The organism is Streptomyces sp. 4F14, from assembly GCF_048159485.1.
In the GTDB taxonomy this organism is placed as follows: domain Bacteria; phylum Actinomycetota; class Actinomycetes; order Streptomycetales; family Streptomycetaceae; genus Streptomyces.
Map to the genome: position 1 here is coordinate 17,159 of NZ_JBLRVY010000033.1, position 13,854 is coordinate 31,012.

At 69.6% G+C, this 13,854-nt stretch carries 10 protein-coding genes; 3 read left to right on the top strand and 7 right to left on the bottom strand.

Going from position 1 to position 13,854, the window contains the following annotated elements; all coding sequences use genetic code 11:
• Positions 1 to 61: 61 nt before the first annotated feature.
• A complete protein-coding gene (locus tag ACLZOT_RS40295; protein ID WP_416974159.1) occupies positions 62 to 1,141 on the top strand; it encodes a sensor histidine kinase in 1,080 nt (359 codons plus the stop codon).
• A gap of 47 nt (positions 1,142 to 1,188) precedes the next feature.
• On the opposite strand, the gene ACLZOT_RS40300 is transcribed toward ACLZOT_RS40295, so the two are convergent.
• A complete protein-coding gene (locus ACLZOT_RS40300) occupies positions 1,189 to 2,376 on the bottom strand; it encodes a S1 family peptidase (RefSeq protein WP_416974160.1) in 1,188 nt (395 codons plus the stop codon).
• A 443-nt stretch (positions 2,377 to 2,819) separates the two neighbouring features.
• Here ACLZOT_RS40300 and ACLZOT_RS40305 point away from each other — a divergent pair, with 443 nt between their 5' ends.
• Both ACLZOT_RS40305 and ACLZOT_RS40310 read left to right on the top strand, forming a co-directional pair.
• Positions 2,820 to 3,491 carry an enoyl-CoA hydratase-related protein gene (locus ACLZOT_RS40305; RefSeq protein WP_416974161.1) on the top strand — a complete coding sequence of 224 codons (672 nt, stop codon included), beginning with the start codon at positions 2,820 to 2,822 and terminating at the stop codon, positions 3,489 to 3,491.
• Positions 3,492 to 3,682: 191 nt separating this feature from the next.
• Positions 3,683 to 5,992, top strand: a complete 2,310-nt coding sequence (locus tag ACLZOT_RS40310) for an NlpC/P60 family protein (protein ID WP_416974162.1) — start codon at positions 3,683 to 3,685, stop codon at positions 5,990 to 5,992.
• Positions 5,993 to 6,061: 69 nt separating this feature from the next.
• On the opposite strand, the gene ACLZOT_RS40315 is transcribed toward ACLZOT_RS40310, so the two are convergent.
• Genes ACLZOT_RS40315 through ACLZOT_RS40340 form a run of 6 tightly spaced genes read right to left on the bottom strand, consistent with a single transcriptional unit; the run spans position 6,062 to position 13,251 of the window.
• Positions 6,062 to 6,421, bottom strand: a complete 360-nt coding sequence (locus ACLZOT_RS40315; protein WP_416974163.1) for a putative quinol monooxygenase — start codon at positions 6,419 to 6,421, stop codon at positions 6,062 to 6,064.
• The gene (locus ACLZOT_RS40320; RefSeq protein ID WP_416974164.1) at positions 6,418 to 7,611 is read right to left on the bottom strand and encodes a ferritin-like domain-containing protein; all 1,194 of its coding nucleotides are present in this window, start codon (positions 7,609 to 7,611) and stop codon (positions 6,418 to 6,420) included. Before ACLZOT_RS40320 ends, ACLZOT_RS40315 begins: the two co-directional genes overlap by 4 nt.
• Positions 7,608 to 9,599 (bottom strand): GMC family oxidoreductase, encoded by a 1,992-nt coding sequence (locus ACLZOT_RS40325; RefSeq protein ID WP_416974165.1) that lies wholly within the window; start codon positions 9,597 to 9,599, stop codon positions 7,608 to 7,610. The genes ACLZOT_RS40320 and ACLZOT_RS40325 overlap by 4 nt, the downstream gene beginning before the upstream one ends.
• 44 nt (positions 9,600 to 9,643) lie before the next feature.
• Complete coding sequence (locus ACLZOT_RS40330) at positions 9,644 to 10,135, bottom strand: hypothetical protein (protein ID WP_416974166.1); 492 nt, start codon at positions 10,133 to 10,135, stop codon at positions 9,644 to 9,646.
• Between the two features lie 30 nt (positions 10,136 to 10,165).
• On the bottom strand, positions 10,166 to 11,629 hold the full coding sequence (locus ACLZOT_RS40335) for an FAD-binding oxidoreductase (protein WP_416974167.1): 1,464 nt from the start codon (positions 11,627 to 11,629) through the stop codon (positions 10,166 to 10,168).
• Between the two features lie 2 nt (positions 11,630 to 11,631).
• Positions 11,632 to 13,251, bottom strand: a complete 1,620-nt coding sequence (locus tag ACLZOT_RS40340; RefSeq protein ID WP_416974168.1) for a Dyp-type peroxidase — start codon at positions 13,249 to 13,251, stop codon at positions 11,632 to 11,634.
• Positions 13,252 to 13,854: the final 603 nt, after the last annotated feature.

The following is a 13,854-nucleotide window of genomic DNA, read 5'->3' on the forward strand; positions in this document are numbered from 1 at the left end:
GCCCGCGATAGGGGGTGGCCGCTAGCGTGCGTGTGCTGGTCGTCGGCCGAGGGAGAGAACCGTGGAGCGAGCGCCCGGACCGAGCGTCCGCCTCAAGCTGACCCTCAGCTACGCCGGATTCCTCATGCTCGCCGGTGCCCTGCTGCTCGGTGCGGTGGGGGTGTTCCTGCTGCGGCAGGGGTGGCTGCGGACCAACGACAAGGGGGCGTGGCAGGCCACTCCGGGCACCGACTTCGTCCACGGTTTCGCGCCCATGGCGGCGGCGGTCATGGGGTTCCTGCTGGTGTTCGGGCTGCTGGGGGGCTGGGTCCTGGCCGGCCGGATGCTCGCCCCGCTGGCCCGCATCACCGCCGCGACCCGGACGGCGGCCACGGGTTCCCTCGCGCACCGCGTCCGGCTGCCGGGCCGTCAGGACGAGTTCCGTGAACTCGCCGACGCCTTCGACGCGATGCTCGCCCGGCTCGAAGCGCACGTCGGCGAGCAGCAGCGGTTCGCGGCCAACGCCTCGCACGAACTGCGCACCCCGCTGGCGATCTCGAAGTCCCTGCTCGACGTGGCCCTGACCGACCCGTCGTACGACGCTCGCGAGGCCCTCGGCCGGCTCCAGAGCGTCAACTCCCGGGCAATCGCGCTCACGGAGGCGCTGCTCCTGCTCAGCCGGGCCGGCCGGCGTTCCTTCACCCGCGAACCTGTCGACCTGTCCCTCCTGGCGGAGGAGGCCACCGAGACGCTGCTCCCGCTCGCCGAGAAGAGCGGGGTCACCGTCGAGACCCTCGGGGACGTCACCCCCGCGAGCGGTTCACCGGCGCTCCTCCTGCAACTGACCATGAACCTGGTGCACAACGCGATCGTCCACAACCTGCCGGAGCGGGGCACGGTGTGGGTCACCACCGGCGTCCGGCCGGGCGGCGCGGTGCTCACCGTCGAGAACACCGGGCCCCGCCTCGACGCCGAGCTGGTCCCGACCCTCACCGAGCCGTTCCAGCGGGGCACGGAACGGGTCCACGCCGACCATGCGGGTGTCGGCCTCGGCCTGGCGATCGTACGGACCGTCACGGAGGCGCACGACGGACGGCTCACGCTCACGCCGCGCCCCGGCGGGGGGCTCCGGATCACCGTGGAGCTGCCGGCGGGCCGGTGAACGCGACACGGGGCCAGCCTGTGCAGGCCGGCCCCGTGTCCCGCAGATCAGGCGGTGTTGAGGGTGAGCCCGTAGAACGACAGGGCGTCGTCGAGGGGCTGGAAGTACGAAGAACCGGGCGAGTTCACCGAGCCGTTGCAGCGCTGGCTGGAGGGACCGCCGGAGGTCATCCCCTGGGCCTGGTTGCCGGAGATGTAGGCGCCGCCGCTGTCGCCGCCCTGGGTGCAGACGGACGAGCTGCCGAGGCCGGTGACGACGGTGTCGGGCCCGCCGTCGGGGTCGGAGTAGGTGACGGAGACGTTGTACGAGTTCACCCGTCCGCAGGTCCAGCCGGTGGTCCGGCCCGCCTTGCACAGGGTGGCGCCGGACGCCGCGCGCCGGCTGCCCTGCACGGTGGGTTCGGTGGCCTTGCCGTACGTGTTGACCGTGGTGGATATGGAGTTGCCGGAGTCGAGGCGGGCGATGCCCATGTCGACGCTGCGGCTGCCCTGGGCGAAGCGGGAGTTGGTGCCCTGCGCGAAGCGGCTCCCCTGGTAGCTGAGCACGGGGAGGTCTTCGATGCAGTGGCCGGCGGTGACCAGGTACTGGCGGCCCGAGGAGTCGCGGGCACCGAAGCCGACGGAGCAGACGAAGCCGTTGAAGGCCATCTCGGAGCCCGGCTTGATGACGGCCTGGGTGACCAGTTCGCGCTGGTCGGACAGGACGCGGACCGCGTCTCCGTGGGCGCGCGCCGTGTTCAGGAAGGAGCGGGCGGCGGGGGCGCTGTCGTCGCTGACCTTGACGGTGACCGTGTCGGTGGCGAGGTCGACCTCCCAGGAACTGATCCCGGCGGGCGTCGTGTTGAGTGCCGCCGTGTCCAACTGGGCCTTGATCTTGTTCAGTTCGCTCTCGCCGTGGCGGGTGGTGCGGGCGTGCAGGCCCGCGTCCGCGAGGCGGTCGGCCGCGCGGGCGTTGTCGGCGTTGACGACCAGGTCGCCCTTCGCGTCGAAGTACGCGCCGTCCGTCGCGACGCCCTGCCGCTCCAGCGTGGTGAGGGTGCGCTGCTGCGAGGACTCGTGGTCGAGGCGCTCGGCTGCGGCCGCCTTGCTGACGCCGAGCGAGGACGCGAGGGCGCTGAGCATGGCCGGGTCGTACTGGCCCGTCGAGGACACGGCCGCCTGGGCGCCCGAGACCGTGACGGAGGAGAGCAGTACGGCGGCGCCGAGCACCGCGAGGGATTTCCGGGAGATGCGCAAGGGGTGTTCCTTCCGGATTCCGGACGAACGGCCGCTAACAGTGGGGGGTTTGGAAAAGGGCATGGGGGTTCCCTTTTCCGTGACCGTCGTCCGGCGGCCCGCCGCTGTGGGCGACCGCCCTCGAATCTTGAACGACCTTCCCTGGACATGACAAGAGAGAAGATCGAATTATCCACATCTCCCGGACCGTTGACACTCCGTCACCCGACCGCCGGCGTCACCCCTTGCATGCCCTGCGACACACCCCTTAAGTTACCGACAGGTAGCTAACTGGGGCCACCTCGTCACCGACGGGACGGTGAGCCGGTGAGCCCGCATGTGCCGGGCCGATCGGGGCGCCGCCCCGATCGAGGCGTCTGCGGCGGAGATCCACGACCTGCTCCGATCCACCCCGAGGGACCAGCCGTCCAGCCACTTCACCCGCACCGCTCGAAGGAGCCGCCATGCCCTCGCTCGACCGTCACGACAACGTCTTCGTCCTCGACCTGGGAGACGACGAGAACCGCTTCCACCCCGACTGGCTCACCGCCGTCGGCGCCGCGCTCGACGAGGTGGAGAAGGCGGAGGGCCCGCGCGCCCTGATCACCACGGCCACCGGCAAGTTCTACTCCAACGGGCTCGACCTGGACTGGCTGTTCGCCCACTCCGACCAGTACCACGGCTATGTCGTCTCCGTGCACGAGCTGTTCGCGCGGATGCTGTCCCTGCCGGTCATCACCGTGGCCGCGCTCCAGGGGCACACCTTCGCGGCCGGCGCGATGTTCTCCCTGGCCCACGACTTCCGTGTCATGCGCGCCGACCGCGGCTACTGGTGCCTGCCCGAGGCGGACATCGACATCCCGTTCACCCCCGGCATGTCCGCGCTCATCCAGTCCCGGCTGGCACCGCGGACGGCGCACGAGGCGATGGTCACCGCCCGTCGCTACGGCGGCGCCGACGCCGCGGCCGCCGGCATCGTCGACCGGGCGGTCGGCGAGGACGCCGTACGCTCCACCGCGATCGAGACCGCCCAGGCGCTGGTGAGCAAGGCCGGTGACACGCTCGGCACCATCAAGGCGCGCATGTACGGGCCGGCGCTGGCCGCTCTGCGCGACACGGCGAACCCGCTGGGCTGAGTGAACACCGGGATACCGGTGGGTGATTTACCGAATCTTGGGCCAACTTTTCCGATCTTCCGGAAAAGTTGGCCCACGGTCCACTTTGACCGTGCGCTGACAACGTTATGATCCCGTGCGCACGTTTCCGGCCGACCGGGGGTCGGCTTTCAGCCACCGGACACGTGCATCCTCTTGACCAAGGAAGTGACATGACCCAACAGGTCGCACGGGCTCCGGGACATCCGCACAGGATGTGGCAGCGTGCCCTGACCATCGCCGCCGGTCTCATCCTGACCATCGGCACCCTGCTGTTCACCGGCACCAGCCCCGCCCGCGCGGACGACGCGCACGAGCTGACGTACACCCTGGCCTCCGTCGACAAGGGCTCCGCCGAGCCCGCGGCCTGGCAGGTCGCGGCGATGGCCGAGTGGCGGTTCGACCAGTACTTCGCCTTCGACACCGACTGCAAGGGCGCGCTCAAGCCGGGCGCCAAGTGCATGCTCACCTACTTCGGCAGTTCGAACCCGGTGCAGGTGACGGACGTGTACACCACCGGGTTCCGGCTGGTGTCGCTGCCGGGCCACTCCGAGGGCGCGGGCCGCGCCATCGTGTTCTGGATCGAGCGCACGGACAGCGCGCTCCTGCTGCACGTCCGCGCCGACGGCCCGTGGAGCCTCAGCGAGTGGCTCACGTACAACACCCCTCTCGCCGACGTCATCTGGGACCAGTACGCCAAGAACCTGTCGTACGGCATCACCCACGGCGAATGGCACCAGTGGGCCTACCCGGACGGCTTCCTCGACCACCTCGACACGCAGTGCCGCTACCCCGTCGACCTGGCGCGGGGCGCCTACATCCCCTGCGAGATGGGGCACATCTACTGGCCGTGGCAGTACGGGGCGCCGGACGGCCCGAACACCTGGGGCTGCGCGGCCCACGGCACGGCGGTCTCCGCGGCCGCGAACCGGGCGATCGACGCCGCCTGTTCGCAGGTCGCGGCGGGCACCTGGTACAGCTGGGGCGGCGGGCACGCCGGCTCGCCCGGGGCCTCGTACGGCTTCGTCGACCAGACGGACCCCGTGCGCAGCAAGAACGACCCCTACCGCAAGGGCTTCGACTGCTCCGGGCTGGTGCGGTGGGCCTGGTCGCAGGCGGTCGGCTACGACGTCATGGGCAACACCACGGCCGCCGGCATCTTCAGCCTGCCCGGGCAGCGGCTGGGCACCGACACCTCGGCGCTCAGCCCCGGTGACCTCGTGTTCTTCGGCAAACGGTCGGTGCACCACGTGGCCATCTATCTCGGCGCGGGGAAGATCGTCGAGGCGCGCGAGTCCGACACCCATGTGATGGTCTCGGACCTCAACAGCCACGACATGACCGACTACGCGGGCGGACTGCGGTTCATGGGCGGCATGGGCTCGGGCAACCACGTGACGTGGGGCACCGGGATCAACGTACGCTCCGCGCCGGCCCGTTCGGCCTCCGTGGTCACCACCTTCCCCGGTCCCACGGCCGTGAACATCGACTGCCAGAAGCACGCCGAGTCGGTCACCGCCGAGGGCATCACCAACGACGTGTGGTCCCACCTGCCCGACCTGGGCGGCTGGATCAGCAACATCTACGTCAAGGGCGGCTACTGGCTGGACGGGGTGCCCGACTGCGGCGGCTCCACGGGCTCCGGGGAGCACTCCACCTGGGGCACCAGCGTCAACGTACGCTCCACGCCGTCGCGTTCCGGCTCGCTGGTCACCACCTTCTCCGCGCCCACCGCGATCCACATCGACTGCCAGAAGCACGCGGAGTCGGTGACGGCGGAGGGCATCACCAACGACGCCTGGTCGCATCTGCCCGACGTGGGCGGCTGGGTGAGCAACATCTTCGTCAAGGGCGCGGCCTGGCTGGACGGGGTTCCGGACTGCGGCGGGGGCACCTCGCCGGGCTCCAACAGCACCTGGGGCACCGACGTGAACACCCACGCCCACCCCAACACCACCTCGGACGTGAAGAACACGTTCAGCGGCCCCACCCAGGTGAAGATCGGCTGCCAGAAGCACGCCCAGTCCGTCACCGCCGAGGGCGTCACCAACGACGCCTGGTCCTACCTGCCCGACTACGGCGCCTGGATCAGCAACATCTACCTGAAGGGCCCGGCCTGGCTGGACGGCGTCATGGACTGCACCAGGCCGCCGGCCCTGGACCCCGACACCGGTACGGGCGGCGGCACCAGCGCGGGCGCCGACGGCATGTTCAGCACGTGGGGCACAGGGGTCAACACCCACTCGCACCCCAACACCACCTCGGACGTGAAGAACACCTTCAGCGGCCCCACCTCTGTCAGGATCGGCTGCCAGAAGCACGCCCAGTCGATCACCGCCGAGGGCGTCACCAACGACGTGTGGTCCTACCTTCCGGACTACAAGGCATGGATCAGCAACATCTACCTCAAGGGCCCGGCCTGGCTGGACCGGGTCATCGACTGCACCAGGCCGCCGGCCCTGGACCCGGAGACGCGGGCCTGACCGGCGGACGGTGACGGACGCCGGGGGCGGTGCGACCGGGGGCCACCCGCCCCCCGCGCCGTCCCCGGCTCACGTCCCGCCGATGGCCTCGCCCCGGACGAAGCCGGCGAAGCGGTCGGCGAACTCGGCGCTGACGTACAGCTTTCCGCCGTTCTGCACGAAGAGGTGGAGGTTCTTCGCCAGCCAGTCCTGGAAGAGCTTTCCGTCGCGGTGGTCGTCGAACGCCTTCCGGTCCTTCCAGGCACCGACGAAGATCACTTCGTTCTTGGCCGGCGGTGGCAGGGAGCCGTCCACGAGGGCGGTGTGCAGGCAGTACATGTACGTGTCGGGCTCCCCCTTCCGCACCTGTTCCACCAGGTCCTTGAGCGCCGCGACGGCCTCGTCCCGCTTGCCCTCGACGTGCCACCACTTCGTGACGATGGAGATCATCCGACGCCTCCCGCCATTTCCTCGGTCAGTTTCTCCAGCTTCTTGCGCTCCGCGGCGGTCGCCGCGTAGTGGAAGCGCGGGCACAGCCTGCGCTCCGGCTTCGCCGGGTCCGGGGTGCGCATCAGGGCGACGGCCCTGTCCTTCAGCGTCCGCATCCCGTGCACGGCGAGGAGGAGCGGATCGGCCTCACGCTTGCCGCCGGGGGCGAGCTTGTCCTCGACCGTCCGTTGCTCGCCCGCGAAGGCGAGGTACAGGTCGTCGACGACCCGCGTGTACGCCAGGTCGAACCGGTTGAGCGCGATGCCCTCGGGGCTGCCCGGCGTGCCCGCGGCGTCGTACTTGACGTAGAACGCCGGGTGGACCGAGTCGTAGTCGATCGGGACGAGGGAGCCCTCCGGGATTTCCTTGGCCTTCTGATAACTGCGGAAGCGGCGGCCGGTCTGGAGTTCCCGGAAGCGGGCGTAGTGGGAGTACATCTGCCAGCCGTTGTTGAGCCTGTCGTTGTCGGTGACCTTCTTCGCCTGTTGCCTCAGGTTCAGCTCCGGCATCCCCTCGCCCTCGTCCACGATCATCTTGATCGCCGCCAGCGCGCTCGTCCGGTCGGTCACCCGGATGGCATGGCCCGCGCCGCCGTAGTAGTGGGTGGCCGCCACCTGGTTGCGGTCCTTGAAGTCTTTGTCCTTGCAGACCTTCGACTTGTCGTCCAGCGCGGTGCTGATCGCGGTGTAGAACTCGCCGATGGTGGCGTACTTGTCCGCGACGCGTTCGACGTCCTTCAGCGACTTCGCGCCGTGGAAGGGGGCCTCGATCCTGACGAAGCTCTTCACGGCCTCGGGCGTGAAGGGCGCCAGGACGAGTTCCCCGATGCCGGAGACGAGGGGGTTCGTGGCCGGGTACTCGGGGACCGGCTTCACAGCCTTGCCCCGGAAGGTGACCGGCTGCGTGCTCGGCTTCTCCCCGAGGGCGTTGAGGACGTTCGCGGCGAGCGTCATGTGGAGCATCTCCTCCATGACCACGCTGCGGATCGTCTGCGCCGCCTCGGTGTTGGTGCCCTCCTTGATGGAGTAGAGGGCGGTGAGGTAGACGGGGATGGTGCTGAGTTCCAGGCCGATGGCCAGTTGCAGGGCGGCCTTGAGCTCCGGCAGGTCCTTGATCGGGGCCGGTTCCTTCTTCGGCGGCGGCGTGCTCACGTGAACAGCTCCTCGGCGATCTTGTCCCCCGTGCGCAGCGCCAGGGCGGTCATGGTGAGGGTCGGGTTGGAGGTGCCCAGCGTCGGCATGCTGCCGCAGCCGACGATGTACAGGTTGGACAGGTCGTGGCTGCGCTGGAAGTCGTCCACGACCGAGGTCCTCGGGTCCTTGCCCATCCGGTGGGTGCCCACGACGTGGCCCGCGCCGGCCACCCAGTAGGTCTGGCCGCCGTACTCCACCGCCATGGGGTTGCGGGGGTCGTAGTGGCTGTAGTCGCCGGCCTCGTACGTGGGCCGCTGGACCTTGTTCGCGATGCCGAGTGCGGTGAACAGCTGCCGGTTCGCCTCCGCCGCCCAGGGCAGCGACGCCCTGACGTACTCCGAGAGGTCGTAGTGGATGACCGGGCGGTGTTTGCCCAGCGCGTCCCGGTAGGTGTCGTCGATGGTGACGCGGTTGCGTTCCTCGGGGTCCTGCTCCAGTTCCCAGGCGATCCGGAACTGGCGGGGCACGATCTCGCCGATCCTCCTGCGCAGGTCCTTGCCGTAGAGCTTCGGCTTCTCGCCGCCTCCGACGAGGTCGAGGACGGTGTCATAGGGGGCGTTCTCCGGGAAGTTCCAGCCCCAGTTGCCGATCTCGACGCGGAAGGCGGTGCGTTCGTCGCGGAAGGCGCCGTCGCGGAAGGCGGGGATGCCGGAGGTGGACCCGGGCCCCCGGTAGGCGCCGACGGACTCCTTGAGGAGGCCCCAGGTGAGCAGCAGGGGATGGTCCATCAGGTTCCTGCCGACCTGTCTGCTCCTGTTGGCGGCCTTGGAGGCGAGCAGCAGGGTGGCGTTCTCGATGGCGTTGGCGGCGAGGACGTAGGTACGGGCGGTCACCGTGTGGTCGGTCGGGAGGCGGCCGTCGTCGTAGTACCTCTTGTACGCGATGCCGGTGACCTTTCCCGTGGCACCCGTCCCCTTGGCGTGCGTCACCTCCATGGCGACGGACTGGCTGCGGATGTCGACCCTGGCCCTGGTGCCGTCCTTCTCGTTCTCCTTCAGCTCCCAGGGGTATTTGACGATCAGTTCGTACAGGGTCTTGAGGGCGTTGTACTTGGCCTGGACGGGGCAGATCGGGATGCAGCTGGAGTTGCCCTCGCAGCGTTGCCCCCGTTCGGCGTTCCCGGCGGCGCCGACGATCTTGTAGTCGGGTGCGGTCGGGGTCGAGTTCCGGGCGACCGGGGTGTTGCTGATCCTGACCGGGAACGTGTACGTCGGTTCCGCCGCGCTGGGCAGCTTGACCTTCAGCTCGCCGATGGTCTTGGCGATGTACCGGTCGAGGTAGCTGGAGGGGATCTCCTCCATGGGGAAGCTGTAACGCCCGTTGGTGAACCTGGGGTTCTCGCTCTTGAAGTACTCCCTCGGCTTGTCCTGGATGCCCGGGTAGTACTGGTGGTCCACGTTCGCCGCGACGCCGAGGATGTTCCACTCGGCCCGCTCGTAGTAGGGCTTGAGTTCGTCGTAGCTCAGCGGCCAGTCGACGGCCCGCTTGTAGACGGAACGCATCTTGAAGTCGTTGGGCAGCATCCGCAGGCAGGTGCCCAGCCAGTGCAGGGTGGTGCCGCCGAGCGAGCGGGCGTAGTCGCTGCCGAAGGGCAGCGGGCCCTTCTGGACGAAGTACCCCTGGTCGCTGGTGACCGTGTTCCCCTGCGCGTCCTGGAGCGGCCTGATGTCCAGCACGTCCGGCTGGGGTGCCGAACTGCTCGCGGGATAGGGGGCGTTGGGGACCTTGATGAGCGCCTCGTGGTACGCCTCCACGTAGGTGTCGTACTTGTCGGCGCTCAGTGCCGTGGCCCGGCCGGCCTCCAGGATCAGGATCCTGGGGAACTTCTTCACCTTCTTCTTGCTCTGCCTGGCCATCTCCTCGATCACGGTCTTGGCGACGACGGCTCCGGAGATGCCGCCGCCGACGATGACCAGGTCGTAGTCGGGCGGAGGGGGATTGCTCATGGTGCTACCTCACGGTCGAGGGAATCGGGCGAGGGGATCGGGGGTCAGGGGAGCAGGGCCGGCGGTTCGGCCCAGGAGCCGAAGCCGGGGGGCTTGGCGCCCATGGGGTGGGTTCCGGCGGCGGTCCAGACCAGGCCCTCGCGGTGGCCCTGGCTGGAGACGACGTGCTCGACGTCGTCCGCCGTGGACCCGAACCGGTCGCGGTAGGCGGCGGAGAGCGGGTACCAGCGGCCGAGGTACCAGAGCTTGATCAGGCTGACGGCGACCGGTCCGAAGCGGGGGCTCTCGGCCACCGCCTTCCTGAAGGCGGGGCCGTCCTTCGCCTTCTTGCGGCGGTCCTCGGCGAGCGCGTCTTCCGCGTACCGGAACAGCTGCCCGGCCTCGCGCTCGCCGATCATGCGCAGCAGCGTGGCGTAGTACGTGTCGACCATGCCGGTGCCGCCCAGCTCCGCCCGGTCGAAGCCGGTGAGTTCCACGGAGATGTCGGTGAAGATGTTCTTGGGGGTACGGGGTGGTGGTGGCGTGCCGTTGGCCATGCGGGCGCTCCCGTGCGGGTGTCGGAGGGGTCAGAGGAGGGTGCGGTTGAGGGGGCTCAGATCGAGCGGGCGGGACAGGTCGGGCTCGAAGGGGGAGTCGACCGACTGCTGAAACCTGAAGAACCCGTCGGGGTCGGCGGCCTTCTTGATCCGCCGCAGCTCGGCCAGGTTCGCGGCGCCGTAGTAGGCCGTGGCCCACTGCTCCTGGAGCGGGTCGATGTAGTTGACGTAGGCGCCGTGGAAGTGCGGCTTCAGCGACTCGCCGAGGCCGACGGCCCACTCGACGTTGGCCCGGGTGTCGGCCGGGTCGTCCCAGATGGTCTTGAGCTCGAAGACGTAGCGCTTGTCGCGGTGCGGATAGGGGCCCTGGCCGGTGAAGGACGGGTCGTCGACCTTGCCCCGGCCGTGGGTCCACACGACGAAGCTGTCCTTCGAGGGCGCGGTGGCCATCGCCTCGCGGACGGCCCTGATCATGCCCGGGGTCCAGCCGCCTTCGCCGATCATCCCCGAGCGGATGTAGGCCAGCCGGTCACCGACCAGGGTGGAACGGCCGATGGTCATCTCCAGCTTCGGCAGCGTCATCGAGTACAGCCGTACGTCGATGGGGTTCAGCGCGAGCATCGGCTGGAGGTGTGCCACGCCGTCGGCGTACGCCCCGTTGTAGACGGGGGTGATCCGGAAGACGGGGATCTTCCGGGTGGGTTCGGCCGGGTCGGGGTCGTGGCCGACGTAGCCGTACGCGGCCATCGCCCCCGGGAGGTCCTTCGCCCACGTGTCGTACGCGGCGATCACTTCCTCGGCGCGCTCCAGCCGGTAGGAGAGGTGCCCGCCGAGCACGGTGTCCGCCGGCGGCTCGTGCAGTTGCAGGGTCATCTCCACGGCGACGCCGAAGTTGCCCCCGCCCCCGCCCCGGCAGGCCCAGAACAGCTCCCGGTCCTCCTTGCGGGGCGCGTCGGCGGTCAGCGTGCGCAGCTCACCGGCGGCGTCGACCAGTCTGATCATGGTGACGTTGTCGCTGCCGAGGCCGTAGGAGCGGGAGACGAAGCTGTAGCCGCCGCCCTGGAGGAACCCGGGCAGTCCCACGGTGAGACAGCCGCCGCCGACCGGGATCAGCGGGGCCGCCGCACGGTCGACGTACCCGTACACGTCGTTCCAGAGGGCGCCCATCTGGACGGTCAGGCGTTTGTTCTCCCGGTCCAGGGTCATGGCCTTCATCAGCCCGAGGTCCAGGACGATCCCGCCCCGGTTCAGGCAGTACCCCGCGGCGCTGTGGCCGCCGCCGCGTACCGTCAGGGACAGCCCGGTCCGCTGGGCGAACCGGATGGCCCGGCGGACGTCGGGGTAGGAGTTGGCGCGGACGACCAGGGCCGGGGGTGTGCGGGTACGGCCGTTGTCGATGGCGACGACCTTGGCGTACTCGGCGCTGCCGGGCTCGCAGACGTAGCCGCTGAGCTTCCGGGCCAGTTCGTCGACGGCGGTACGGAACTCGGCCACCGTCACTTCTCCGCGACCTTGCCGAACGCCTTGAGGGCGCTGAGGCTCGGGATGAAGAAGTACTCGCCGCCGCGCATGGTCACCCACTGGCCGACGGCCTTGGGGAAGGTGTGGCTCATCGGCGTCGGGAAATGCGGCGGCTGCGCCTGCGGTTTCGTGAAGTCCAGCTGGTTGTGGGAGCCGTACTTCTTGGGCCAGGGCTGGGCGACGGGAGCGGGGGGCGGTGTCGTCCGGGGCAGGGTGCCGATCACCGGGTCGAGGCCACTGCCCGGGGTGAGGAAGTCCTGGTAGTTCGCCCAGGCCGCCTGGATGAACTCGAACTGGTCGGCGATGCTGCTCTGCGCGCACAGGAACAGCAGACCCACCTTGCCGTCCTCCGGCTTCGGGTCCAGGGTGACCTTGCCGTAGCTGATGCCCCGGCGGACGATCCGGTTGCTGCGCTCCTGGGTGAGCGGCACCCCGAACTGGCGCTGTTTGTCGCCGCGCGGGTTGGTCTTGCGGATGTGCGCCTGGAAGGGGCAGCGGACGCCGTCGGCGTCGCCGTCGAAGGTGAAGTTGTTCGGCTGGGCGCCCAGGCCCGCCTCGTTGCGTTCCAGCACCGGGGTGCCGTCCTGGAACCGGCCCACCATGTACGCGCCGGCCAGCGGGGTGTATCCGGCCACGACCGGGTCCGGGACCGGCTTCTTGTGGCCGTCGTGCTCGGCGAGTTCCTTGGCCAGGCCCTTCTCGCCCGCGCGGAAGCCGGCCACGTCCTGCTCCAGCTTGCGGTACACGAAGTACGAGCCGTAGCCGGTGGACCTGTCGCCCCCCGGGTCCTTGAGGAGGACCTGGTCGAGGGGGGCGCTGGGGTCGTACCGGTCGATGCCGCCCTGGCGGGCGCGGGCCCGGTCGATGTCCTCGGCGAAGAACAGGGGCTGGCTGATGCCGTCGACGAAGCCGAAGTGCTCGCGGACGGGGGCGTCATTGTCCGGTTCCCCGGCCGCGTCCAGCCGCATGGCGGCGCCGGTCTCCTCGTGGAGGTGGAGCGCGAGGTCCTTGAGCTGGCCCCTCATCTTCTCGATCAGGGGGTCGAGGCGCTTCTTGGCGTCGTCGTCGGCGGCGATGACCAGGGCGTGCAGGGTGTTGCGGAACCCCGGCTCCCACTGGTCCGTCTTCGGGTCGTTGAGGAGTGCCGTGCGCTCCTTGGCGCCGGCGCGGAAGGCCGGGTCGTCGGGCATGGCGTCCGTGCCCAGTCCCAGGTCCCGGTAGCCGGCGGCGGAGATCAGCACGCCGACGAAGACCTTGCTGGAGTCCAGGATCAACCGGCGCTGTTCGGCGGGCGTGAAGGCACCGTTCTCCCCGATCACCGCCAGCGTCTCCCGGTAGGCCCGTGCCTCCTCCCGCTGGGTGAAGGCCGAGGTGACGGCCAGTCCGGCCAGCCACTTCCGGGCCTTGTCCCGCTCCCCCTTCGAGGTGGTCCTGAAGGTGATGAACAGGTGGCGGCTGTGGTCGCGCCCGTGGCTCTTGAGGATGTTGCCCTGGAGGTCCTTCAGGACGGCCCGGAGGTCGGCCTGGGTGTTGCGGGTCGGAGGGATCTCCTTGATGTCGGGGTCGATGGCCGTTTGCCGTAGATCGATTGCCATAACACCCTGACTCACCCCAAAAAGTCACCCACAATCATGGCGCCCTCCACGCCTCTCCCGGAGATGAAAGGCGCGCGGGCGTCACGACGTGCGCAGACGGGCGACGGCGCGCTGTCGAACACACCGTCGGACATTCACCCGGCCGGAGCAGCCGCGGTCACGGCAAACCCGGCATCCGGGTGAGATCCGGCGAACACCTGAACGGATTCGGAACCGCCCGTGGCGCAGGTGTACGACGGCGGTACGGCGGGCACGATCGCGAGGCCGTCCGGGTGAGGAGGAAACGATCCCGCGTAGACGTCCCGTGACGTCCCGCGGAAGGGGCCGAGGCCGGTGACCCGCGTCGCGGTGCTCCATGCCTTCAGGAGACGGCTTCGCCTCCGCCGCCGCCTCGTAGTTCTGTCCCGGCACGCGATGCCCAGCAACTCCACCGCCACCGACAACAGCGCGTACCACCCTTGGTCGACGCGCTCTTTGACCGGCTGACCCCGCCCGTCGGCCGACACATGGAACGGCACAGACCGCCGGAACGGTGTTTTCCAGTCGGACGGCGCTGATGGCCTGGACGCGGCCGGCCACGCCGGGTGCCCGTCCATCGGTGCG

Bases quoted from the DNA above. Each gene is read 5' to 3' on its own strand.
- ACLZOT_RS40305 (WP_416974161.1), top strand. From the start codon at position 2,820: ATGCCCTCGCTCGACCGTCACGACAACGTCTTCGTCCTCGACCTGGGA.
- ACLZOT_RS40340 (WP_416974168.1), bottom strand. From the start codon at position 13,251: ATGGCAATCGATCTACGGCAAACGGCCATCGACCCCGACATCAAGGAG.
- ACLZOT_RS40330 (WP_416974166.1), bottom strand. From the start codon at position 10,135: ATGGCCAACGGCACGCCACCACCACCCCGTACCCCCAAGAACATCTTC.
- ACLZOT_RS40315 (WP_416974163.1), bottom strand. From the start codon at position 6,421: ATGATCTCCATCGTCACGAAGTGGTGGCACGTCGAGGGCAAGCGGGAC.
- ACLZOT_RS40325 (WP_416974165.1), bottom strand. From the start codon at position 9,599: ATGAGCAATCCCCCTCCGCCCGACTACGACCTGGTCATCGTCGGCGGC.
- ACLZOT_RS40310 (WP_416974162.1), top strand. From the start codon at position 3,683: ATGACCCAACAGGTCGCACGGGCTCCGGGACATCCGCACAGGATGTGG.